We start from the raw sequence: 21,527 nt of genomic DNA on the forward strand, positions 1-21,527 counted from the left end.
GACGGGGCTGGTCAAATCAACGTGTTGTTGTTGGATTCCCAACGCAGCTTCAAGCCGTGAGTGTGCAACCAGGTGAGCAGTGGTGCGGCCAACAGGCGATCACCGGCAGCGAGAATCTGTTCGCCTTCGCACAGCAGCGGCATTGATGCGCGCCGCCAGGGGGGGATACCAGCCGCTTGCAATAGATGTTTGAGCAGATGCGAGTGGGTGCGTCCAGGCAACACCAGGCGTTCACCGCCACGGCGGGCACGCACGCACAGGGGGCGTGCGAAACCGGGCACTACAGTCTGATGGGGGCTCTCCAATCGGAGTTGGCCGCCATCGGGCAGGATCAGCGGTGCGGTGCCGCTCCAAACAGTCTGCCAGCCAGGCGGCCATGCCGGTTGTGGACGATGCAGATACAAGCGCAGACGCCAGCGCCGGATCTCGGTACGACACCAGACGAAGCACGCGGCGGAATCGTGTCCGGCGGGCAGCAGATCACGCTCGATCATCTGCACACCTCGCTCGGGGAGCGGCGGTACGCCAGCGCGCGCGCACCAGGCGCGCAGCAGCCGTGCGCGCCGTGCGGGTGGCTGGACGTACAGGCCGATGATGTCCAATGCGCCGTCAGGGTCCAGCAGGTCAGGCAGCAATACCGCATCCTCGGCATCAAGCAGGTCGCCGTTCGCCGCCGCCAGGGCCGCATTGCGTGCCAATACCGCGGCCGCCTGCGGCCAACGCTGATGCAGCAAGGGCAACACGTGCAGACGCAGGAAATTGCGGTCGTGGCGCGGATCGGCATTACTCGGATCTTCAATCCAATCCAGAGCATGCTGCCGTGCATAGTCCAATAACTGCGCCCGAGATAGGGCCAGCAGCGGGCGCCAGAGTTGCCCCGCGGCAAATGGGGTCAATGGACGCATCGCCGCCAGTCCATCGCCGGAGCCACGTAAGGCGCGTAGCAACCAGGTCTCAGCTTGGTCATCGCGATGATGCGCCAACGCTAAGTACTGGCCCTGCTGCAAGAGCTGGGCGAACGCTGCGCGTCGTGCCGCGCGTGCCGCGGCCTCCAAACCACGCCCGCTGTTGTGGCATACCTGCACACGCACCACGTGCAGGGGGATGTCCCGTGGTGCGCAAAACGCGGCGCAATGTGCGCTCCAGGCATCCGCATGCTCATGCAGCCCATGATGTACGTGGATCGCCTCCAGGCCGTGGAGATGCTGTGCCGGTGCATTGGCTAACCAATGCAGTAGCACGGTTGAATCCAGTCCACCGCTAAAACCGACCAGCACAGGAACGCCGGTATCTGGAACGCAGGGAAAGGCAACAGACACGGTCGATGCAGGCGGGTGGAACGGGGACGCAGTATCACTGCTAGCGCGAATCACCGCCAGCGATTCTGAGTAGGGACGTCCCCTCCGGTGCATTCCAGCATCTAAGCACAGGGACAAGGATGTATAAGGCCAGAAACGAATACCAGATCACTCCTCCAGTGCAAATTACCGATCCATACATCGATCTGTTTGGCGTGTATCAACGAAAGACATTGATCGGAGCCATGACCGAACATACATCTGGACTGTCATGCCAGATGTATTGGTGCTGACAACGTGGGCCATTGCAGCGCCGCGCTGGCCACACCGACGGGGTGCTGTCTTAGCGATGATGTGTTGTGGCTAAAGCGCTGCCCAGACTGAGCGTGGTGTTTATCGCTGCGGCATTGTGGGAGAGGTTCACGGCACGGTCCGGTCCTTGCGTTCGAAATTGGCCACCTTTGGCAACTCAACTGGCACGCCATCTGTGTTGCAGGTGCCTGCCGCACACCGGCGCTGGCGTAGCGCCGGTGTCGCTTGGACGATGAGATGGTAGATCACGTGTTGTTCGAGCACGCCGCGGAACGCCGCACTGCCCGGGCCAGTGGCCCAGATGCCTACGTCTTCGCCGCTGTGGCTCTCAGACTGCAATGGCAATGGCACCAGCACTTCTTGTAGATAATGCGGCGACTCGGTATCGATATTGGTTAGATCCGGGCGGCCATGCAGCAACGCATCAGTACGCGGTTCATGACCCAAGTGCTTGGCTCCGGCGGGCTGGAGATTGCTAGCGGCGGTGTGACCAGGACCATTGGCGTAGGTCAGTGTGGTATAGGGCAAGGCATTTAAGTCACGGGCGTACTGAGTGCGGTTTCCTGCCTCGCCACTGGTACCACGCACCTTCCCCAATATTGGGTTGCCGCGTACCGGGTAGCCAACAAAGTGGAGGGTATGGGAATGGTCAGCCGTGATCACAATTAAGGTGTCTTCAGGCGCCGGCTGCACCGCCTCACGTACCGCATCTGACAATGCGATGGTCTCGTCCAGTGCTCTGAATGCGTTACCGGCATGATGTGCGTGATCGATGCGGCCGCCCTCAACCATCAGCACAAAACCATGCGGATCGCGGGACAATGCGCGGGACAATGACTGGATCGCCACACGCGTCATCTCGGCCAGACTAGGCTCGCCATTGGGATGACGGTCGCGGTCGTGTTCGAGCGGCAATCTTCAACCTTGGCTGCTTCAGGCAGGTCGGCATCGCTCTCCCAGTTGCGTTCCGGGGGGTGTGCGTAGAGCGCTGCCGGAGTGGCGTGGGTGATACGGATGATCGTGACGATGCCGGTCGCCATACCGGCGCTGTCAGCCGGTGCTAACCAGCTAAGCAGATCTTTGCCGAGGCTACCGGCACAGTCGTTACGTTGGCCGGCACTGACGCCGATCGCCCCCATTCCCCATGTGGGTTTTCACTCCAGAAGTAATCGTGGTCATCGCGCCTGCTGAGTCTGCGGTCTGCGCATCGGTGTTGTAGGTCTTGCTCAGTGCGGTCGCAGGGAAGTTCCCCCAAGACAATACGTTCTCTTCGCCACTGGCGCCGTTGCGCTGGCCTTCCAGGATGGGTGCAGCGGCGACTGTGGTGAAACTCATGCCGTCGCCAAGGAATAAGATGACGTTCCTGGCTTTGCCAGCCATTGCACCGTTAGCCGCAGCCCGCGCTGCGCCGCTCCGGTACCACCATGGCGGGGTCTCACCGTCAGGATGGGCAACACGGGGCACTGTCATCGGAGTGGGTGCTGCACCGGGAGCCGCAAACGATGCAAAGGAAACAGCAGCGGTAAACGGTAGTGCAGAAAGAACGAGGCAAGGAGCAAAAGGTCGGAACATGGGGTGATCGAAGGCGCGTGAAATAGAGAATGAATGAGATTATGTGCCGTGAATCAAATCACATGGATGACACTGTTTCAGCCATGGTTTCATATGTGAATAGCACAAGGGCTATTGTCTGCTCCCCATTTTGGATGATCTTTATGAAGTTGATTTCGGCTTGGTTACGTATTCCGTTCTGGCAGCGTGTGGTCGGGGGGTTTGTGCTCGGTGCACTGGTCGGTTGGGTGATGGGACCAGCTGCCAAGACTTGGTTTGGGCCGTTCGGCACGCTGTATGTCTCCTTGATCAAGATGATCGCGGTACCGCTGGTGTTCTTCGCAGTGATCAACGCGATCTCGGCGCTGCACGGGCAGCAGTCGGTCGCCGTGTTGGGCGGACGCACCTTCCTGTGGTTTATTGTCACCGCCGCATTAGCCGTCTGTGTGGGGCTGGGTGTGGGCACAGTATTGAAACCCGGTGCTGGTCACTTAGATGTGAGTGTGGAGGCAACGTGGGCACCGCCAGATGTGCCGAGTCCGGTACAGGTATTGCTGGATGTGGTGCCATCCAACCCGTTTTATGCATTGACCGGTATCGGCACCCGAACCAATAACGTCGGCGAAAAGACTTTGGCGGCTGGACGTGGCTCGATTCTGCCGGTGATCTTTTTCGCTGGGTTGCTGGGCTTGGCCATCGTCAAGCTTGGCGAACGTGTGACCGAGATACGCAAGCTGATCGGGCAGATGAGTGAGATCATGATCCAGGTCACCCGCTTTGTGCTCGAAGTAACGCCGCTGGGCACCTTTGGATTAATCGCCGCTTTAGTCGGCAGCTATGGTTTCCAGAAGCTGCTGCCGTTTGGCCACTTCGTGTTGGCACTTTACTTGGCCTGTGCCCTCCACATCGTGGTGGTATACAGCGCGCTTCTGCTGGCACATGGTCTGCATCCATTGAAGTTTTTCAAAGGTGTAGCGTCAGGGATGCAGGTCGCTTTCGTCAGTTCTTCCAGTTTTGCTGCCATGCCAGTGGCATTACGCGCGATCACCCATCATTTGGGGGTGAACAAGGACTACGCCGCATTTGCTGTGCCGCTCGGTGCCAGCATCAAGATGGACGGTTGCGGCGCGATCTTTCCAGCGTTATGTGCAGTCTTCATCGCTCAGTACACCGGTGTATCACTGACCTCGAATCAATACTTTGTGATTCTTATTGCGTCGGTGCTCGGCAGTTTTGGTACGGCCGGTGTGCCGGGTACGGCGGTGGTGATGGCGACAGTCGTGCTGAGTGCGGCTCATTTGCCGCTGGAGGTCATCGGTTATCTGTATGCCATCGACCGTGTGTTAGACATGATGCGCACGATGACCAACGTCACCGGACAGATGTTGGTGCCGGTACTGGTGGCAAAAGAAACGGGATTGCTGGATACAGCGGTGTACGAGGCTGCTTCCAGTAAGGTTGGGATCAAGAAATCCTGATTAACTCCGGCAAAGTAAGTTGCATGACGGGAGGATGGTGGTCAGTGAGGCTCCGCTGCACCGGGGCAGTGCATACAACACGGGGACTCATTGATCGCATGGTGGTCCGGCATGGGCTGAGATGCCACCCGTCGGAACGCTATTGTCTGGAGACAGACCGACGGTGTATTGACGCCCAAGTACACGTGTTGCCCAGCCCCGTGGCGCATGCCCTGCTCAACAGACGTGCATACCTCTTCTTTGAGATGGACCAGACGACGGACCAGTAACGCCATTGTCCACTCGAACGGGAATACCTTAATTCATCGACATCATGATCCATGCATACTCGCTGGCAGATTCACCACATCAAGAGATGAAAGCTCCAGCGAGCATGGCAGAGGCTTGCCCTCATTCACTTATAGAGAAAAAGTGCATTCAAGATGCTCACTCTCCCTCAATCGGACGAAATCTCATGTCGCTGAATCATTCAAAGCACGCGACGCGCCTGGATGAATTTATGACTCCAGTAACCGCTTGCAAATGAATCCATACGAACATCCTTACCCGTTCTTGGAGCATGCAGAAATAATCCGTTATCCAAAACAATCCCTACATGGGTAATACGACCCGCCTTACCAAAGAACACTAAGTCACCGGTACGGACCTCTTTACGATCCTTAATCAGCTCACCACCAGAGTGACGCGCCATATCCCGCGAGACACGTGGCAACTCGATCCCAAGTGCAGTACGGAACACATAATTGACCAAGCCACTGCAATCAAAGCCGCGAAGACTAGTGCCACCCCAGCGGTAAGGCGTACCAAGCAAGTGCATCGCATGTCTAAGGACGACTTGGGTCTTTTTGTCGGTGACTGCTTTCTCGGCCGCAGCGAGGGTGCTCTGGGATACGTCGTAACCGGTTAACGCTCGATTGAGGTCACCAGCGAACATTGCAGAACGATCCATCAACGGAATCGTATCGTTGTTGGCCAGATGCGGCAGCAGTGCGGCCAAGGCAACAGTGGCAGCCGCATCAGCGCGGTTACGCGGCGGAACAGCCGCAGGAGAGACAACCGCAGGAGAGGAAGTCTCAGTAACATCAGGAGTGACATGCACGGCAGCAGCAGCAACGGGGAGTTGCACGATGTCCTGAGCCAAGTCCTGAGCCAAGGCCGGTACAGCGCCCATTAGCAGCGTTGTAGAACACAACAGATAAAACGGTTTCTGAAATGGATGGACAGCGGGGTTAGATTTAAACTGTTCGTCTTTGATCTTCACGCGAGCATCACACTGTTCGAAAGTAAGGGAGCATAATGCCCCGGTCCAGGCTGTATAAGGTTTAAAAAAAGTTAAATTTTCGTTTTATGCGGGGTGATGATTGTTACAATTCAGTGCAAAACACGTTTCGCACCGGTGTAACGATCCCTCCAGTAAGGGGTATCAAGGCGATCCAAACGCACGGTGCCACCACTGCTAGGCGCATGTACGAAGCGGCCTTCACTGAGATAGATGCCAACGTGAGTGACACTGCGACCACTCCCAAAGAACACCAAATCACCAGTGGCCAGTTGTTCAGTATCGATCTTGGGGCCCTGTACTGCCGCCAGTTCGTAGGAAGTCCGTGGTAACCGCAGGTCGAGCACATCTCGGTATACGTAGCTGACTAAACCGCTGCAATCGAATCCACCCTCCGGGGTGTTGCCACCAAAGCGGTACGGAGTACCCACCAAGCTTAAGGCGCGCATCACGACTTCATTGGCTGCATCCGGATTAGCTGGGATTGTGAGGGGCCATACTTTGACTGGAGCGGGTTGACGCTCAGTTTTGACCGGCACGCGACTGCAACCCACCAGCATGGCTGAGAAGGTCAGGACGATCGAACCGATGGCCCGCTTCCACGAAACGGTGAGAACTGGCTTGTTACACATGGAGCCAGGATAATCGCACGTATTCGAGTGTCCACCATCATCAAGGTGCACACCGCCGTGGACAAGCCATCCCTAACATGGCTGCCACCGTACAGTCCCGTCAACGAGTTTAGACATGAAGATCGAAAAAGACCGCGTTGTCCGCTTTCACTACACTGTTTCCGAGGTCGGTCAAGCGCCGATCGAAAGCTCCAAGGAACGCGAGCCGTTAGCAATCCTCATTGGTCACGGCAACATCATTCCGGGATTGGAGAACGCGATGCTGGACAAACACGCTGGGGACAGTTTCAGCGTTGACGTCAAGGCCGCCGATGCCTACGGCGAGCATCGCGAAGGGCTGATCCAAAGGATACCGAAGAAGAAATTTGGAAATACCCGTGTCGTCTCAGGCATGCAGGTTGTGTTGCAAACCAACACCGGCGCACAAGCGGTCACTGTGCAGAAAGTTGGAATGACCGTAGTCGATGTCGATTTGAATCACCCGATGGCCGGCAAGGATCTGCACTTCGACGTGGAGATCATTGGGGTGCGCGAGGCGACTCAGGAAGAAATTGAGCACGGCCACGTGCACGGCAACGGTGGCCACCAGCACTGACGCTTAGCGTATACAGCCTTCTGCAGCTTATCCGCCTTGGCGCTCCATCCCAAGGCGCCACGTCATCAGGATTGTGTATGTCCGCTGCCATGTCCCCGCTGCATCCCATGACCCAGAACGAACGCATCGCCATACTCGACATACTGCGTGGCTGTGCGTTGCTGGGAATTTTGCTCATGAACATCGAATGTTTCGTGGGACCGATCGATGTCGGTATCACCGGTATCGATCCGCAGTTGACCGGAGCTGACCGCTTCAGCGACGCACTAATCTACGTACTGGTCCAAGGTAAGTTCTACACGCTGTTCTCACTCCTGTTCGGCATGGGGTTTGCAGTGATGAACAAGCGCGCTACGGACGCCGGTCACGCATTCATGCCGTTCTACTTACGACGCAGCTTAGGATTGTTGGCGATTGGACTCATCCACGCGGTATTGATCTGGTCCGGGGACATCTTGGTGCTGTACGCACTCATGGCGTTGCCGCTGTTCATGTCACGCACGTTACCCACCTCAGCATTGCCGCTCACCGGAGTGTTGCTCTATCTGGTGCCTGCGGTACTGGTGGCGGCGTGCATCCTGTTTCATTTCATGATCATGGCAAGTCCCGAGAACGCAATGAACAGGGAATGGCAAACAGCCTCGGTGCAGATCGGCACCGAAGCAGCACAAGCCATACACGAACAGCGCCAAGCCTACGGTGCTGGCACCTATGCTCAGGCCACCGCACAGCGCTTACACGATTTACAAAATCGCCTGGAAGTACTCATCATCAACGGCACGCATGTATTAGGCATGTTTGTGTTGGGTACTTGGTTTGTACGCAGCGGTGCGATTCTGCAACCAGAACGGTATACGCGTTTGTTCGCTTGGCTGCGTTGGGGTGCTTGGCCATTAGGATTAACGGCAATGCTGCTCAGCGTGCATCTAGCCTCTTGGCAGGATCCGAGCCGGATCGACGTGCAGGCATCCAGTGCATATGTGTTGAGCGTGATCGCTGACTTGTTGATGTGCCTGGGTTACCTGGCTTGGGGGATACGCGCCGCATTTGCTTTGACTTGGGCCGCACCAGCCGGGCGCATGGCGTTGAGCAATTACTTGCTACAGTCCGTGGTCTGTACCCTGATCTTTTATGGTTATGGTCTGGGCTTGTTTGAGCGCTTGCCGCGGGTGTGGCAGCTCCCATTTGCAATTGTGCTGTTCATCTTTCAGGTCGCATTGAGCCAGTGGTGGCTACAACGCTTTCGCTTCGGTCCGTGTGAATGGCTGTGGCGCAGCTTTACCTACCTGCACTGGGCACCGTTACGCACGGTCGCCACGACTAGACACTGAATGACAATACCACCTGGCTTCTCTTTGATCATTGAGATCATCCGATGCCCCGCCAGCGGATGCGTTCCATGCAGATGTCTGTAAGCAGACTATCATCCAGGTCATGCAGAACATTGGATACAACTTTCAAACAGCGCTTGGCACCGATGGTTAGATGGTTAGATGGTTAGATGGTTAGAAACCCCAAGCTTAAGTGCATACCCGCACTGCATTGACATAGAGATAGCCGATATTACTGTGCGCTATCGCTAGGTAAACAAATGCCAAGCCAGCCAAGGATGAGTCGCTCGCTTTCATTCAAACAGCACGCAATCCACACGCTGGAATGGAAACATCGGCTGTACTAAGGAGGAAAAGGATGTCTCACGCAACACAACAGAACATGCGATGGATCGCACGTCCTTGGTGAAGGGGTGGTGCTTGGTGTTCCTCCCACCACGGGATGTGCCGAGATAGCCAGCGAACCGTTTTTTGAGGTGTACCAGTACTCTCCGGAGGAACCTTCACACGCATACTGTCCAGCAACATAGTTTGGCTATCGATCTGTACGACCTGTGCTTGCTGGAGTGGCTCGAAGGGTTGATTCAGCACGGCTGGCTTCACCCATCGGTTCATGCCTGTATAGATCGTCTGCCAGTGGTCAAAGCGCTTAGGCAAGTCACCCCATGTACAGTCGTACTCAGCAAGGTACAGGATGGCGTCGAGCACCTGTAGATGCGTCGGACTGACGTTACCGCATTGCTTCAGCAGAATGTCTAAAAAACAGTGTTCGACCTGCACTGCGATCTCCAGACGCTCACTACCGCAGGGGCATTGCTTCGGCACCATCAGTGTTAACAGGCCGTGGTCCACCAACACTTGGTCAAGACAATAGCCTGACTTGGCAATCAGGTTTACATAGATCGCGACCAAGCAGCACTTTCGGTTAAACACGTAGTGCCGATACACCGACCGACACCGTCACTGTATCGATACAGCAACATAGCGGCACCACTATTCCGAGCATATTTTTGTTATACAGTTCCGTGTACAGCATGTTGCAACATCCCGCTATATAGAGGCGTACGCGCCACCCCGTGCTCCGAAGTTACTTTGACCTATCGTCACCAAGGACCTACCGCTCACCAACGCCATCATTTCTCCGCTATACGGCGATTCCATAGCAGGCCAGGTTGCTGTCCCTGCCAAGTATGCACATCTGCACAAGCTAATACGGCAGCGACGCTATGCATTACCAGAAAACTAGAAACTGAAACGCACCCTCTATGTGTAACGTGCTCCGACAAGCGCAACACCACCTCTACGGAAGGAACCGACTGGTACGAACAGTACGTTAATAGACAACGGGGAAAGCACCGCCTGACCCGCTATCCAGCATCTGCTGGCAATTTAAATACCACGATGTTGGGCGCTTCATAACAGGCTAGTTATGATGGCGGCAATTTCTGGGGGGAACCTTCTATGTTTGCGAGATTACCTACCGTCACCAAAGGTCTACTGCTCACCAACGTCGTCATTTTCCTATTGCAACTGATGTTGGGCAAAAACACCTTCGCAGCGCTGATGCTGTGGCCGCTGGACGGTGATAGCTTCGACGCATTTGCACTAGGTTCCAGCTTCATGCCTTGGCAGCTGCTGACCTACGGATTTCTGCATGGCGGTTTCGAGCACCTGTTCTTCAACATGCTCGCAATATTCATGTTCGGTGCCCCACTGGAGCAAACCTGGGGTGAGAAGCGTTTTTTGACTTATTACTTGGTGTGTGTCGCCGGTGCTGGTGTATGCCAGCTATCGGTCAGTTGGCTGCTGGACAGCGGTGCAGCAGTGCTTGGTGCTTCCGGCGGCGTGTTCGGTTTATTGATGGCCTACGGGATGCTGTTTCCGAACCAGCGCATCTTGCTGCTTTTTCCGCCGATTCCCATGAAAGCAAGGACCTTTGTGGTGTTGTTCGGTGTCATTGAACTGCTGATGGGCATCACCGGTTCGCAACCCAACGTGGCACATTTCGTACATCTAGGCGGCATGCTGTTTGGCTGGTTACTGATCCGTTACTGGCGTGGGCAGCCCCCGTTCGGCGGTAGTGGGCGTAAACCCAAGCCACCCTATCTCCGTCGGGTGCAATGATCATGAATGAGCAGAAAGTACGTTGCATTGCGGCTCCAGCTGGGTAGAGTATTGTGATCCACATGCACGCTGGGTGACGCCCAACTGACGTCACAACTCGCCTATTGATTCGGCGGCGGGTCTTCGACTTCCAGCACCGCTATCAACGTTGCTGAATGCAATAAGCTGTCGCGGATGGTCTCTGGCATAGGCTCAATGCCAGACGCGATCTAGTCTGTATCCGCACGTGACCCATCTGCCTACCCAAGCGGTGCAGAAGGCTTACTGACTGGTTTGGCCACTGGCAGACGATCTACACACGTATCAACAGATGGGCGAAGCCGGGCGTGCAGCTCGAGAGCCCGGCTGTGTCGCTGAACAGTATGAGTGTGAAGGTCCCTCCGGAGGGTACTGGTACACCTCAAAAAACGGTTCGCTGGCTATCTCGGCACATCCCGTGATGGGTGGAACACCAAGCATCCCCTTCCCGCAACAGAAACGCACGCCACTACATTCCATTTATCGTCCGGACAAACACTCGATGCGCCGCAGGTGACAAATGGCTCAAGCGGTTCGAATCACCGAATCGTCCATTGCACGTACTGATGGAATGCCTCTATGCAGGCCACCAAGCCCACCCGGCTAGTGCTTGACTTGAGCTGCATCCCTGTCATGCCGCCGCTACGTACGCGCATTGAGCCTTGGGAATAAGCACAGCACCGTGATGAAGTCGAGCGTCTGTTGCACACACTCAAAGGTTATCGCCGTATTTGCTCCAGATACGAGAAGCACGATGTCATGCTTATTGTCTTTGATCTGCTTGGCTCTGATAACGGATGGCCTGGGATGGTGTTGACAGCCTTTCATCCACTGATCGGCGATGCGTGCACCGTAGACGCCGTAGCACGCAGCAGTGCTGTTACCACCTTGGGAACCACGGTGCTGGCAACACCGCGGTAGTCACGATGAGGAGGTGATGGATCACGTCATCGGGTAAGAGAGATTGCTGCAGCAATATCGCCCTTATCAATGCGCTTCCTGGACAGCGTTGACGACACTCGCTAGCGCCATTTTGATTCGCAACACGGAAGCAGCCTCGGCTGCGAGGCAATCGCTGCAAGTACGAGTCAACGTGAGCATCTGCTTCACGTAGTGACGCCCCTCACATCCGTGTAAGTGCAACGGTGTCGGCATCGGTACGGGTGTAAACCCGGGATCGGGCAGGCCCAACCACCCTGCATGTTCAATTCGATATCAGCACCACAGTGGCATGTCACCAGGATTCCAGTGTGGTGCAACGCCGTGATCACCGTGGAGACATCCTTGGATGTCTAGATTGCGTCGCTACGTGAGATCGACGGTAGGATCAGTGCGATGCCGCCCGCCTCCACTGCAACATCGTCCAGCCCGCTGGACTAGAAGTCACCAAGCAACGTCTGGATACTGTTTTGTGGCACTTGCATCCGCCGTGTCCAGCAATCCGCGCTGTTGCTGTCAAACACGATCAGACAGTTCACCTAACACCGTGATTGCACCGATGTGTGGTACCGGATGGTTCTTTAGACACGCAGCATTGACGAAACTGTAAAAATTACTGCAAGCCACAGCGATTGAAGAGGCTTGGGTCTTAGACAATTTTTTACGCGCCACATCAACATAGGGAGCGGACAACAGAGCAGCCAAAGCCAAACCCGAGGCAGCGTATTGCCAACATCCCAAAGTGACCAAGAAGCAGAAGCACTGCGGGGGTGTAATAACCCAGATCTATGCCTGGATTGACATGACGTCATGCCTATGAGGAAGCATGGAGTCATGCAATCTGACGCCAATGGCTTATCAATTGGCATCGTTGGGTCGCTCATCCTCACTGAAGCATTCTCGAATCAAAAGCGCTCCAACGGATTTAATTAAAGGCGAGCCACGAGAATAAACATCCCTAAGTTTTTTCCCTATGTGTATTCGTTAATGCCTCCAGAAACACGGAAACACAGTGTCACTGCTGCTGGTACGAGGCCAATACATCTTTGGATTCGCGCAGCTGCCAGTCCTGCAAGCAAGGTAAAGTCTATCTTGCCCGGTGGCCCGCAGCGGTATTCAGAACACGCAATACACTCCAATTGCAGTCTTTAAACGTAAAGCATTACGAACATTGCCAGTGGCGAGCTATCGACACATTAATCCACTGCATACCAATGGTTTAAAGCGACTTGAATAGCACTCCCTAACCCGCTGGCGTCTTGTCCTTGTAGCGACATAGATCAGCAATCACACACTGTGGACAGTTCGGTTTGCGTGCCTTGCAAACGTAACGTCCGTGCAGAATCAACCAGTGATGTGCATCCTTCAGAAACTCCTGCGGGATGCACTTGAGCAGTGTGTCCTCAACGGCCCGCACGTTCTTGCCGAGTGCCAACCCAGTGCGGTTGGCGACACGGAAGATATGGGTGTCTACCGCCATGGTGGGTTGGCCAAAGGCCGTGTTGAGCACGACATTGGCCGTCTTACGCCCGACACCGGGTAATGCTTCCAGCATGGCACGATCTTGTGGAACTTGACCGCCGTACTTCTCGACCAGGATCTGGCAAGTAGCAATCACGTTCCTGGCCTTGGCGTTAAACAGGCCAATCGTGGAGATAAAGCGCTTCAGGGCATCCTCGCCTAAGTCGAGCATTGCCTGCGGCGTGTTGGCAAGCGGATACAGCCGCCGCGTCGCCTTGTTCACCCCCACGTCGGTGGCTTGTGCAGACAGGATCACGGCAATCAACAGTTCGAATGGGGTGGTGTATTTCAGTTCGGTGGTTGGATGTGGATTGATCTCTTGTAACCGCACAAATGCTTCCCGGATCTCGGCGGGGGTCATTGTGCTGCCACGACGAACAACAGGGTTGTCAGTCGGTCCAGTCATCATATGTCGTGATGTCCGGCAGCCTTGGCCTTGGCCTTGGCACGGTTCAGGATCTCCGCGGCCAAAGGCGGTAGTGCGGAGGAGGTCCGCGTGAAGGACGCAGATGTAGGAGTAACACGACGCGTTTCACGTGCAGCAGCAATACGTTGTAACCGGACGGCGCGCGCGCGATGGCGTTCACGTGCCGCCCACGCCTGACGTAAACGTCTTTGCGCGGCGAGCAGCTGTGTGGGCAAGTCCGGATACATTGGATCAAGTGTTGTGTCGCCGGAAGCAGGCTCATACTCCATCAGCCCCAATGTCAGGGCCCGGTCCAGATCTTGGTCGAGCACGCAACGCAATAAGAGTATGGCAGGATGGTCGGTAGACATTGCGCTCTCAAATAGATTGCCGAACTATACCGGGTCATGCTCCGGGAATATCCGGGGGCTCCCACATCATGTTCTCAATAACGAACAACAGGCTGAACTTGGTAAGCATTAAACTGCTTTCTTAAATCACGTCGACCAAGCCCAAGCCCAAGCCCAAGGCATGCGGTGCATCGTTTGACTTGCCAAGTCAATACAGCCCCCACAGAACACGATGCCCATACAACGCAGTCAGTGCCCAGGGGCCGTCAACACCAGTAACCCATCCAAGCCTGATAACGACTGCCCTGACCGCAGGCACTCGCACGCGATGGCCGATCACCGCTGAAACCCGTCGCCCGAAATACATCTGTTCATCAAGGCGGTCATCGGCTTGAGCAGGGATACCCTGCAACAATCAAGCACAATACACGTCGGCAGAGCCGTTGCATTCACGTTCTTTAAACATCAAAAGAACATCCCTGCTCCGCGATGTTTGGACCCCACTTGGAACACTTGAAAACGAAGCCGCCGAACACTATCAAGCGTACCGTTAAGGTTCAAGGCGGCCATGATCACCATGTCTTGCGTTTTGAAGACATCGCAATGCAAGACGTTACGTTTATCTCACCCGCTCGCGGTAGAGACCCTACCTAACCACAGCAATACCCGAAATCGATCCTGAGTGAACAAAAACCGGAACTTGTACCAACCATTGTCTGTCTTAAGCTAAGCATCGCAAGTGGCGGAACGCAATATCGCCCGCTATTCTAGCGCCTCACTCAGGCGGAAGATCCGTCCTGTGCCACCATCATTTGGAGAATTTTTGATGAAGTTGCGTCTGATCGCAGTCGCTGTTGCGACCCTGGCCCTGACGGGCAATGCATTGGCCCAGGACACCACGTCCGAAAAGGGCAAAGTAAGCTACTACTTGGGCTATCAACAAGGCAGCGGTTTAAACGAGTTAACCGCGCGTGGAGAACAATTGGATATTAATTCCGTGGTCAAAGGTCTGGAGGACGGCTACAACAAGAAGCAACCGTCCGTTACTGTTGAACAGTTACGCCCAGCACTTGAGGCATTCCAAAAACGGGAACAGGCCCGCGCACAGCAGGCTAAAGCCGAGTACGAAAAAGCTGCCGCCGAGAACAAGACTAAAAGTGAGCAGTTCATGGCCAAAAACAAGAGCGCCCCAGGTGTAAAATTGCTTCCTAATGGCGTGCAATACAAGGTCATGGAAGCTGGCAAGGGTCCCAAACCAACCCAGGCCAGTACCGTGCAGTTAGAAGTAAACGGCCCGTTCCCATGGGGCCAACGTCCACAGCAGCCGCACCCGTCACAGCAAATCCAAGCAATCAAGGTCAGTGCTGTTGACATCAGAGCCATGCGCGAAGCCCTGACGAATATGCCAGCTGGTTCGAAGTGGGAAATCACCCTGCCATATGACGCTTACGGTGCAGATCCACGTAACATGCTCCCGCCAAACGCCGCTGTTCAGTTTGAAGTCAAACTGGTGGGTGTCAAGTAAGCACCGCCTCTTACACGCATGACGACGCCGGTTCCATGCAGAACCGACGCCGTCGTATGTAGCTCCAAGCCTTTACATCGCCACATCTTCATCTCCAGCTAAGATCATTGCCCCGTAAGGCAATGTTACTGCTGCCCAATCTTCTCAATCGGTTACATCGTTACACGGGTGTATGTTCGAAGGCATACCAATCAATATTGAGCAAAGGCTGCGGATATATTCTAAGAACACGAGCCCTGGAGCAGCATAAATGCATGGTCATGGTCAGCGAACGCGTTTCCCGCAGCAATGCTCGCATGAGGGTGCATTGGCCGCTGCGGGCTTCGCCCATCGATTATCCGAGCGCAAGCACCTGCTGCACACACTGCATCCGCTGCATGCCCCACCTGAAGGACCCAGTTGGAACCATCACAATCTGACCTCTCATTCGACGTCAACCAGTCCCTCAAGCGAAGCCGCAGTACTGGTTGGCCTAATACCACACACCGACGGCACCCGGGTGCTATTGACTCGGCGTACTGATACTTTGCGCCACCACCCTGGTCAGATCAGCTTCCCCGGCGGACGGCTTGAACCAGGCGATGCCGATACCGCCGCCACCGCACTGCGAGAAAGTAACGAGGAAATCGGACTCATTGCAATACAGGTATACATGCTCGGTTATCTGGATCCGCTCATAACTTCCAGTGGGTTTCGAGTGACACCGCTGGTCGCAGCGATCGACCCTGCCTTTGTACCGACACTACAGCCCGACGAAGTAGCCGAAGTGTTTGAAGTTCCACTGGCATTCCTTATGAATCCGTCCAACCTGCTTCGTGTTGAAATCGGACACCACGCCCAGTCGCGTCTGGCATTCGAGTACCAATGGTCTGGAAGACGCATTTGGGGAATCACCGCAGCAATCCTCGTCAATCTACGGCATCGACTGAAGGAGTGCACCGCCCACACACCATAGATTGGACCACACGCCGACCTGCACGTTTACCGCCATGCTCAGATGAGGATAGCCGAGTCCCACGCTGTCCGCGAAATCATTGACCAGCTCAGCGCAGAACTATGTGGTCCGGTGCAAGTTACCGTGCTGGTTTCCCTGGCACAGCATGCATTGCTCAAACTCTTACCGGAATTCCTGACAAAGTGCGGTGGCACTGAACATCAGCAACCAACACATGAATTTGATTAACGCAGCATATGAAGTGGCATGACGCGTCCGCTCACGCTTAAACAATGACGGCAATGGATGATGCGTCACTTCGGTGAGGTGCGGGAATCGCTTATTGCCAATCCCCATTGCCTGGATCAGGCCAACCTAAAGCTCCAGATGACATGGCTTCACCATGTACTACAAGTATCCATGAGAATGAAACGCATCAGCGTTACGATATGCACGTGCCGAACAGTGAATGACACCGCATCGACTTGACACTAAGGTCAGCATTCAGTGGTGACCAGGGACGGCCGAATTGATGCGAGAGTTGAATCAACCAGCACGGAGCATGTGATAATAGCAACTCCTGTCTGAGTACCCTAGGCAAGGCGGACAAAAGGCGACTACCGCCACCGCCCAGATAGCCTGAGTACTTCGACGGAGAATAAAGACACAAACGTAGAATAAGTGTCGCGGAACAATCCCTTGCGCCAGTCTTGAAATTTGTTGGAGTTAGGGTTACGGAGGTGTGGCAGAGTGGTCGATTGCACTGGTCTTGAAAACCAGCAACGGGCAACCGTTCGTGAGTTCGAATCTCACCGCCTCCGCCAATAAAAACAAGCATTTAGCGCAGTTCTGCGCGATACCCAACAAGCAAAAGCAAGCTCCATAACCGACCCATGCAGGGCTGAAATCAGGAGCCATCAGCATCACGACCAAAGTAAGCGGTAAGGCACAGAGTCATTACCGAAAGAAAAAACACGAACACGCTATCGAGAATCGCCACTGTGGGTACTTACCGACTCCTCCTTGCCATATGTGTATTGCTGTCTCATGTAGGCATTCAGTTCTTTGGGCACAACCAAGGCGTTAGTGCTGTTATTTCCTTCTTCTTGCTCAGCGGCTTTGTCATGACGGCCTTGATTCGCAGAAATTATGACAGTAAAGGGAAAATCAAAAAATTCTATTTAGATCGCGTTTTACGACTATTTCCACAATTTATATTCTATTTAGTAGCAACGCTCATTTTTGTAGCAATCACCAACTACAAAGATCCATTTCTGGAAGAACTATCGGCGCTTAAGATTGTAATGAATGCGCTCATGCTTCCACTTTCGCTCTACATGCTCGGTCTCGAAAAATCATTATTAATTCCTCCGACTTGGTCCCTTGGATTGGAACTGACATTCTATATATCAATTCCATTCCTATTACTGTATCGAGTAGAGCGTTATGCCTTTTTGTTGTCTTTATGTGTCTTTGGACTTGCATACTTCGGAGTCATCAACACAGACTTCTTTGGCTATCGACTGTTGCCCGGAACCTTATTTATATTTCTTCTGGGCAGCTTTCTCTACGAAAGCAAAAGCACTGAGCGGATTTCTTTTCTCATAACAACCTACGTTATTTCACTCATAGCTTTTCTTTGGGTGCTGCACGACAGCACCTTTATGCGGCCTTACAGTTTCGAAGTATTGCTCGGCATTTTGGTCGGATTGCCTATAGTTGCTGGGTTGATCCGATTGCCTAGTGGCAAGATAGACGCAGTGCTTGGAAATATCAGTTACGGGGTCTTTTTGAATCACTTCCCGCTCATGTGGATTTTCCAGGCATTGAAAATAGGTTTTGATACCACAGGAGCGATTGCGGCACTCATTGCCACATCGATAGCACTTGGTTGGCTGACATATCACTTGGTTGAGAAACCAGTTTTGATTGTTCGGCGAAGTCTTAGATTGGGCCAAAATTAGGCCAAGTTTGCAGGGCGTACAGCAGCTCTGTGCAGCAGAGTGGTTGAAGTTTGGTTTTCATCACTGAGACAACAGCTGGCAAAGTAGCAGTGCTTAGCAGACCTTGCAGCTCCGCGCCAATACTCGCTGCTACCGTCCACTCATCCGGCCCAGCGTGCCGAGGTCGCACAGGCAACGTTTGGTGTGTCCTCAAATACGGTTGTGATGTTCAAAGCAGTCCACGTGATAAATGAACCGTATTGCTGCCGCATGATTGGTCAGTCAAAAACAAACCCGCCACGGTGGATGGGTTTGCGGTCGGTGTTGCTTGTGGTCACCGGCTGACGCTGTGCTCCTGCCTCACAGCAGCACAGCGGACTGACCGTTACGCACTGCGGCGAGGTTGGCTTTGTTCAGTTCCTCCCACACCAACTGCCCAGTCTTCACAGGGTCGGACGTGGTGATGGTGATGTTCGGGACAGTCACGGTCGTATTGTTGGCATTGCTGACCGTGCTACCACCAACGCTGAGCAGGGCGGTAGCGTAGCCAAGTGGGCCATTACTGACTCTAAGGTATTGGGTATTGACTCCCATGCATGCACCGCCTGTAGCACCTGCATACGCCCCGCTACCCTGTGTGTGTTGGCCGTAATCTGCGCCGAACCACGCCCCATTACCTTGCCCACCCAATCCACGACGGATTTCATGCTACCGACGACCAAATCAATCTTGTTGGCAATCCAGTCAAAGACCGACACAAAGCCGCACTTGATCGCGTCCCATGCAGCAGCGAACAGACCGACAAGGACGGTGCACGCGGAGGCGATGCCGTTGACCACACCAGCGAACGCATCCACCAACCATGTGATGATCTTTGCCGGCCTCTCAATCTCAGATGCCATGCATGACCCATGCGACGATCTGAAGGATGATCATGATGCTTGGGCACGAGATATTCGACCCGGAACTGATCGTCGCCGGTAGCAAGATAACGAAATAAGCGAGGAACTGACTCAGCAACAAGCTGGACGCAACACAGCGTTCGCAGGTCATGTTCATGGACATGGAGGACATCCTCAACCTGTTCATCGTGACGAAGCTGCCGGTGCCAAAGGGCGCGTTGCCACCCAAGAAGGCAGTTGATCCATGCGACGATGACATTCCTTTCTAGCTAACGCTGCTCCCAATAGGCCAGAGCACCGCAAGCTCCACCGACCTAACCACAAGGGGCAGCAATCAGTTAGCAGGCTTGCCCACCTCATTAGGTGTTGGGCGTTCCCGGCCTTGTGGTAAACGCGCCGCTACAAGCCGCGCTACGGTGGCCGCCAATACCGTAGTAATCGCAGCTTGTGCCACTCGCGCAGCCACGCAAACGACAACGAGTGCAAACGGCACCCGTTACTCAAGGGAAAGAGTGGCTCCGTTCCTGACTGCGTCCATTTGTCTTACATCCAACGGTTCACGATGGACCGGGGCAACTTCTCCGAAACTGTGCACCACTTGCTCTGTGACGACTGGAACAGGGCGAGAGCTTTTCAGATACCGTCGTCGTCATTCGTCGTTCTGCATCCCAGGTGCACCCCGTTCCAAGCACAGAAACACAACCGCTGCACGTCTTCGCTGCAGAATGGGCGACCGCAGCACATCTACTTCCGCCAGCCGACATAGCACAAGATACGGTGAAGATCAGAGTTCGCGGCGCCTAACATCGTCCTGCAGCCACACGCGCGTCTCAACGCATCCTTGGAAATTCGGCCTCACTGCAACGTCCCCCAGCCAACAGCCCCGGCACGTACGGTGCCGTCGCTGATCCAGTTCAGTAGACAGTGCAGCACCACGGGGCCATCAGCGGGGCACATGCAACCGTCAGCCACGGCAGCACCGCAAGTGCAGCACCGCAAGTGTGGTCAACCCAGTCGCGCATCTCGTCAGTCGTACCGTGCGAGCGTGCACCAGTGTGAGTAGGCCCCATGTGTCCACCATGTGGTCACTCCTTCAGTTCGCGCAACGCCTCGCCTAGCTTCACCGTGCACAGCAGGTTCAAGCCGGTCAGCCTCTAAGATGATAAGAGCAGAAGAATGTTGGATAACGTTACCTTCTGTAAGTGTTATCCCACTCGTTTTTCTTGAGTGTTGTAGCCTACACGCAGCGTTGATGAGTAGTCCCTAAACGTCGCCAACATTGCTTCAACACCGTCACCAATCGATACGTTCGCTTGCTGCTCAAACATCACAGCAATCCATGCACATACGTCACCATCTGAGACGAGTCCGTTCTGCACTGATGCCAGTCAGGGTACCTCAGTTCAAATCTCCTCCATTGAAACACCGATGTTGACTTACTGACCAACGACATTAGTAATGAATAGAAGGGACCGTACACCCTACATCTAGAGAGATCATCAGCAACACTAAAAGCGCGCCTATTCTTCAGTCCTGACCGACTAGGATCTCTGTACTCTGATGTAATCCCGCATAGACTGGATCTGTATCCGGGCGCCGACCGTGCCAGAGGGTGAAACTTTCAGCCGCTTGTTCGACCAACATCCCTAACCCATCGATCGCGTAGCGAGTCTCAGCAGCATGCGCCCAGGCCAGGAAAGGGATTGCTGCGTTACCGTAATTCAGGTCTACCGCCGCGGTCATGCTGTCCAACAACGAACGTGGTAGAACAAAGGTCTGCGCATCGGACCTGTTCCCGATCGAGGTCGCGTTAACGATCAACTCAAAGCTTCCCAGGTCACCCAGGTCATCCCAGTAGCGTGCACTGACCCGGCCCGGCTCGCCAAGCGCATCGCACAGCATGTCGGCACGCTCAGGGGAGCGGTTGACGATCACCATCTCGGTAATACCAGCATCCAGTAACGCAGGGGCCACACCACGTGCAGCACCACCAGCACCAAGCAGCAAGGTACGGCGGCCACGCAAGTCCAAGCGATACCGCTCGGTCAAGTTACGTACCAAACCTGTGCCATCGGTATTCTCGCCATACCAAGCACCGTCGACGCGAGACAGCGTATTGACCGCACCGGCACGACGCGCCCGCGTGCTTAACGTTGTGGACACTGCGAATGCAACCTCCTTGTGTGGTAGGGTCACGTTTGCGCCACATCCACCCTCCGCAGCAAAACGTTCCAACGCAGCGCTGAAAGCATCTGGCGTGACATCACATGCAACGTAGTGCAGCGCGATACCCATCTGACGGCCAAACTCGGTATGGATACGCGGTGACAGTGAGTGGGTGACGGGATGACCAAACACAGCAAAACGAGACACAGGCATGAAACACTCT

Annotated in this window: 20 protein-coding genes, 1 tRNA gene and 1 pseudogene; 9 read left to right on the top strand and 13 right to left on the bottom strand. The window is 54.7% G+C overall.

Going from position 1 to position 21,527, the window contains the following annotated elements:
• Nucleotides 1-11 precede the first annotated feature (11 nt).
• Entirely contained in the window at nucleotides 12-1,319 is a 1,308-nt protein-coding gene (tilS, locus tag PLS229_RS08700; protein ID WP_038271545.1) for a tRNA lysidine(34) synthetase TilS, read from the bottom strand.
• A 399-nt stretch (nucleotides 1,320-1,718) separates the two neighbouring features.
• Nucleotides 1,719-3,182 (bottom strand): annotated as a pseudogene (locus PLS229_RS08705) (alkaline phosphatase).
• Between the two features lie 143 nt (nucleotides 3,183-3,325).
• Here PLS229_RS08705 and PLS229_RS08710 point away from each other — a divergent pair.
• Nucleotides 3,326-4,639, top strand: coding sequence for a dicarboxylate/amino acid:cation symporter (locus PLS229_RS08710; RefSeq protein WP_038271525.1), 1,314 nt, complete (start codon nucleotides 3,326-3,328; stop codon nucleotides 4,637-4,639).
• 469 nt (nucleotides 4,640-5,108) lie between these two features.
• On the opposite strand, the gene PLS229_RS08715 is transcribed toward PLS229_RS08710, so the two are convergent.
• Together PLS229_RS08715 and PLS229_RS08720 are read right to left on the bottom strand one after the other, a co-directional pair.
• Nucleotides 5,109-5,900, bottom strand: coding sequence for a C40 family peptidase (locus PLS229_RS08715; protein ID WP_425511061.1), 792 nt, complete (start codon nucleotides 5,898-5,900; stop codon nucleotides 5,109-5,111).
• A gap of 110 nt (nucleotides 5,901-6,010) precedes the next feature.
• Nucleotides 6,011-6,550, bottom strand: a complete 540-nt coding sequence (locus PLS229_RS08720; protein WP_171898056.1) for a C40 family peptidase — start codon at nucleotides 6,548-6,550, stop codon at nucleotides 6,011-6,013.
• A gap of 115 nt (nucleotides 6,551-6,665) precedes the next feature.
• Between PLS229_RS08720 and PLS229_RS08725 the strand changes: the two genes are divergently transcribed.
• Together PLS229_RS08725 and PLS229_RS08730 are read left to right on the top strand one after the other, a co-directional pair.
• On the top strand, nucleotides 6,666-7,145 hold the full coding sequence (locus tag PLS229_RS08725) for an FKBP-type peptidyl-prolyl cis-trans isomerase (protein ID WP_038271526.1): 480 nt from the start codon (nucleotides 6,666-6,668) through the stop codon (nucleotides 7,143-7,145).
• Between the two features lie 77 nt (nucleotides 7,146-7,222).
• The gene (locus PLS229_RS08730) at nucleotides 7,223-8,476 is read left to right on the top strand and encodes a DUF418 domain-containing protein (RefSeq protein WP_114867172.1); all 1,254 of its coding nucleotides are present in this window, start codon (nucleotides 7,223-7,225) and stop codon (nucleotides 8,474-8,476) included.
• Between the two features lie 363 nt (nucleotides 8,477-8,839).
• Here the strand turns inward: PLS229_RS08730 and PLS229_RS08735 are convergent, their stop codons facing one another.
• Nucleotides 8,840-9,388 (bottom strand): transposase, encoded by a 549-nt coding sequence (locus PLS229_RS08735; RefSeq protein ID WP_069636201.1) that lies wholly within the window; start codon nucleotides 9,386-9,388, stop codon nucleotides 8,840-8,842.
• Nucleotides 9,389-9,937: 549 nt separating this feature from the next.
• Between PLS229_RS08735 and PLS229_RS08740 the strand changes: the two genes are divergently transcribed.
• A complete protein-coding gene (locus PLS229_RS08740; RefSeq protein WP_038270444.1) occupies nucleotides 9,938-10,600 on the top strand; it encodes a rhomboid family intramembrane serine protease in 663 nt (220 codons plus the stop codon).
• A 777-nt stretch (nucleotides 10,601-11,377) separates the two neighbouring features.
• Nucleotides 11,378-11,539 carry a hypothetical protein gene (locus PLS229_RS08745; protein WP_160165128.1) on the top strand — a complete coding sequence of 54 codons (162 nt, stop codon included), beginning with the start codon at nucleotides 11,378-11,380 and terminating at the stop codon, nucleotides 11,537-11,539.
• A 534-nt stretch (nucleotides 11,540-12,073) separates the two neighbouring features.
• Here PLS229_RS08745 and PLS229_RS08750 read toward each other — a convergent pair.
• From PLS229_RS08750 to PLS229_RS08765, 4 genes are all read right to left on the bottom strand, one after another.
• Nucleotides 12,074-12,250 (bottom strand): hypothetical protein, encoded by a 177-nt coding sequence (locus PLS229_RS08750; protein ID WP_160165127.1) that lies wholly within the window; start codon nucleotides 12,248-12,250, stop codon nucleotides 12,074-12,076.
• 550 nt (nucleotides 12,251-12,800) lie between these two features.
• The gene (gene nth / locus PLS229_RS08755) at nucleotides 12,801-13,484 is read right to left on the bottom strand and encodes an endonuclease III (protein WP_114867173.1); all 684 of its coding nucleotides are present in this window, start codon (nucleotides 13,482-13,484) and stop codon (nucleotides 12,801-12,803) included.
• On the bottom strand, nucleotides 13,484-13,855 hold the full coding sequence (locus tag PLS229_RS08760) for a hypothetical protein (RefSeq protein WP_038270441.1): 372 nt from the start codon (nucleotides 13,853-13,855) through the stop codon (nucleotides 13,484-13,486). The genes nth and PLS229_RS08760 overlap by 1 nt, the downstream gene beginning before the upstream one ends.
• A gap of 187 nt (nucleotides 13,856-14,042) precedes the next feature.
• Nucleotides 14,043-14,249 carry a hypothetical protein gene (locus tag PLS229_RS08765; RefSeq protein WP_160165126.1) on the bottom strand — a complete coding sequence of 69 codons (207 nt, stop codon included), beginning with the start codon at nucleotides 14,247-14,249 and terminating at the stop codon, nucleotides 14,043-14,045.
• Nucleotides 14,250-14,660: 411 nt separating this feature from the next.
• Here PLS229_RS08765 and PLS229_RS08770 point away from each other — a divergent pair, with 411 nt between their 5' ends.
• From PLS229_RS08770 to PLS229_RS08785, 4 genes are all read left to right on the top strand, one after another.
• Nucleotides 14,661-15,359 carry an FKBP-type peptidyl-prolyl cis-trans isomerase N-terminal domain-containing protein gene (locus PLS229_RS08770; protein ID WP_038270440.1) on the top strand — a complete coding sequence of 233 codons (699 nt, stop codon included), beginning with the start codon at nucleotides 14,661-14,663 and terminating at the stop codon, nucleotides 15,357-15,359.
• 250 nt (nucleotides 15,360-15,609) lie between these two features.
• A complete protein-coding gene (locus tag PLS229_RS08775) occupies nucleotides 15,610-16,314 on the top strand; it encodes an NUDIX hydrolase (RefSeq protein ID WP_051482255.1) in 705 nt (234 codons plus the stop codon).
• 715 nt (nucleotides 16,315-17,029) lie between these two features.
• A tRNA-Ser gene (locus PLS229_RS08780) sits at nucleotides 17,030-17,117 on the top strand.
• Between the two features lie 177 nt (nucleotides 17,118-17,294).
• Complete coding sequence (locus tag PLS229_RS08785; RefSeq protein WP_051482254.1) at nucleotides 17,295-18,257, top strand: acyltransferase family protein; 963 nt, start codon at nucleotides 17,295-17,297, stop codon at nucleotides 18,255-18,257.
• 339 nt (nucleotides 18,258-18,596) lie between these two features.
• Here the strand turns inward: PLS229_RS08785 and PLS229_RS12485 are convergent, their stop codons facing one another.
• The 4 genes from PLS229_RS12485 to aroE form a co-directional block, all read right to left on the bottom strand.
• Entirely contained in the window at nucleotides 18,597-18,722 is a 126-nt protein-coding gene (locus PLS229_RS12485) for a hypothetical protein (protein ID WP_267903157.1), read from the bottom strand.
• Complete coding sequence (locus PLS229_RS08790; RefSeq protein WP_038270439.1) at nucleotides 18,719-19,138, bottom strand: hypothetical protein; 420 nt, start codon at nucleotides 19,136-19,138, stop codon at nucleotides 18,719-18,721. The genes PLS229_RS12485 and PLS229_RS08790 overlap by 4 nt, the downstream gene beginning before the upstream one ends.
• Before the next feature lie 334 nt (nucleotides 19,139-19,472).
• Nucleotides 19,473-19,631 (bottom strand): hypothetical protein, encoded by a 159-nt coding sequence (locus PLS229_RS08795; protein ID WP_160165125.1) that lies wholly within the window; start codon nucleotides 19,629-19,631, stop codon nucleotides 19,473-19,475.
• 1,034 nt (nucleotides 19,632-20,665) lie between these two features.
• The gene (gene aroE, locus PLS229_RS08800; RefSeq protein WP_038270438.1) at nucleotides 20,666-21,517 is read right to left on the bottom strand and encodes a shikimate dehydrogenase; all 852 of its coding nucleotides are present in this window, start codon (nucleotides 21,515-21,517) and stop codon (nucleotides 20,666-20,668) included.
• Nucleotides 21,518-21,527 lie beyond the last annotated feature (10 nt).

The organism is Xylella taiwanensis (genome assembly GCF_013177435.1).
Classification (GTDB): Bacteria; Pseudomonadota; Gammaproteobacteria; order Xanthomonadales; family Xanthomonadaceae; genus Xylella; species Xylella taiwanensis.

Excerpts from the sequence above, each read along its gene's own strand:
- PLS229_RS08710 (WP_038271525.1), top strand. The coding sequence starts at position 3,326 with ATGAAGTTGATTTCGGCTTGGTTACGTATTCCGTTCTGGCAGCGTGTG.
- PLS229_RS08720 (WP_171898056.1), bottom strand. The coding sequence starts at position 6,550 with ATGTGTAACAAGCCAGTTCTCACCGTTTCGTGGAAGCGGGCCATCGGT.
- PLS229_RS08725 (WP_038271526.1), top strand. The coding sequence starts at position 6,666 with ATGAAGATCGAAAAAGACCGCGTTGTCCGCTTTCACTACACTGTTTCC.
- PLS229_RS08730 (WP_114867172.1), top strand. The coding sequence starts at position 7,223 with ATGTCCGCTGCCATGTCCCCGCTGCATCCCATGACCCAGAACGAACGC.
- PLS229_RS08740 (WP_038270444.1), top strand. The coding sequence starts at position 9,938 with ATGTTTGCGAGATTACCTACCGTCACCAAAGGTCTACTGCTCACCAAC.
- PLS229_RS08745 (WP_160165128.1), top strand. The coding sequence starts at position 11,378 with ATGCTTATTGTCTTTGATCTGCTTGGCTCTGATAACGGATGGCCTGGG.
- nth (WP_114867173.1), bottom strand. The coding sequence starts at position 13,484 with ATGACTGGACCGACTGACAACCCTGTTGTTCGTCGTGGCAGCACAATG.
- PLS229_RS08760 (WP_038270441.1), bottom strand. The coding sequence starts at position 13,855 with ATGTCTACCGACCATCCTGCCATACTCTTATTGCGTTGCGTGCTCGAC.
- PLS229_RS08770 (WP_038270440.1), top strand. The coding sequence starts at position 14,661 with ATGAAGTTGCGTCTGATCGCAGTCGCTGTTGCGACCCTGGCCCTGACG.
- PLS229_RS08775 (WP_051482255.1), top strand. The coding sequence starts at position 15,610 with ATGCATGGTCATGGTCAGCGAACGCGTTTCCCGCAGCAATGCTCGCAT.
- PLS229_RS08790 (WP_038270439.1), bottom strand. The coding sequence starts at position 19,138 with ATGGCATCTGAGATTGAGAGGCCGGCAAAGATCATCACATGGTTGGTG.
- aroE (WP_038270438.1), bottom strand. The coding sequence starts at position 21,517 with ATGCCTGTGTCTCGTTTTGCTGTGTTTGGTCATCCCGTCACCCACTCA.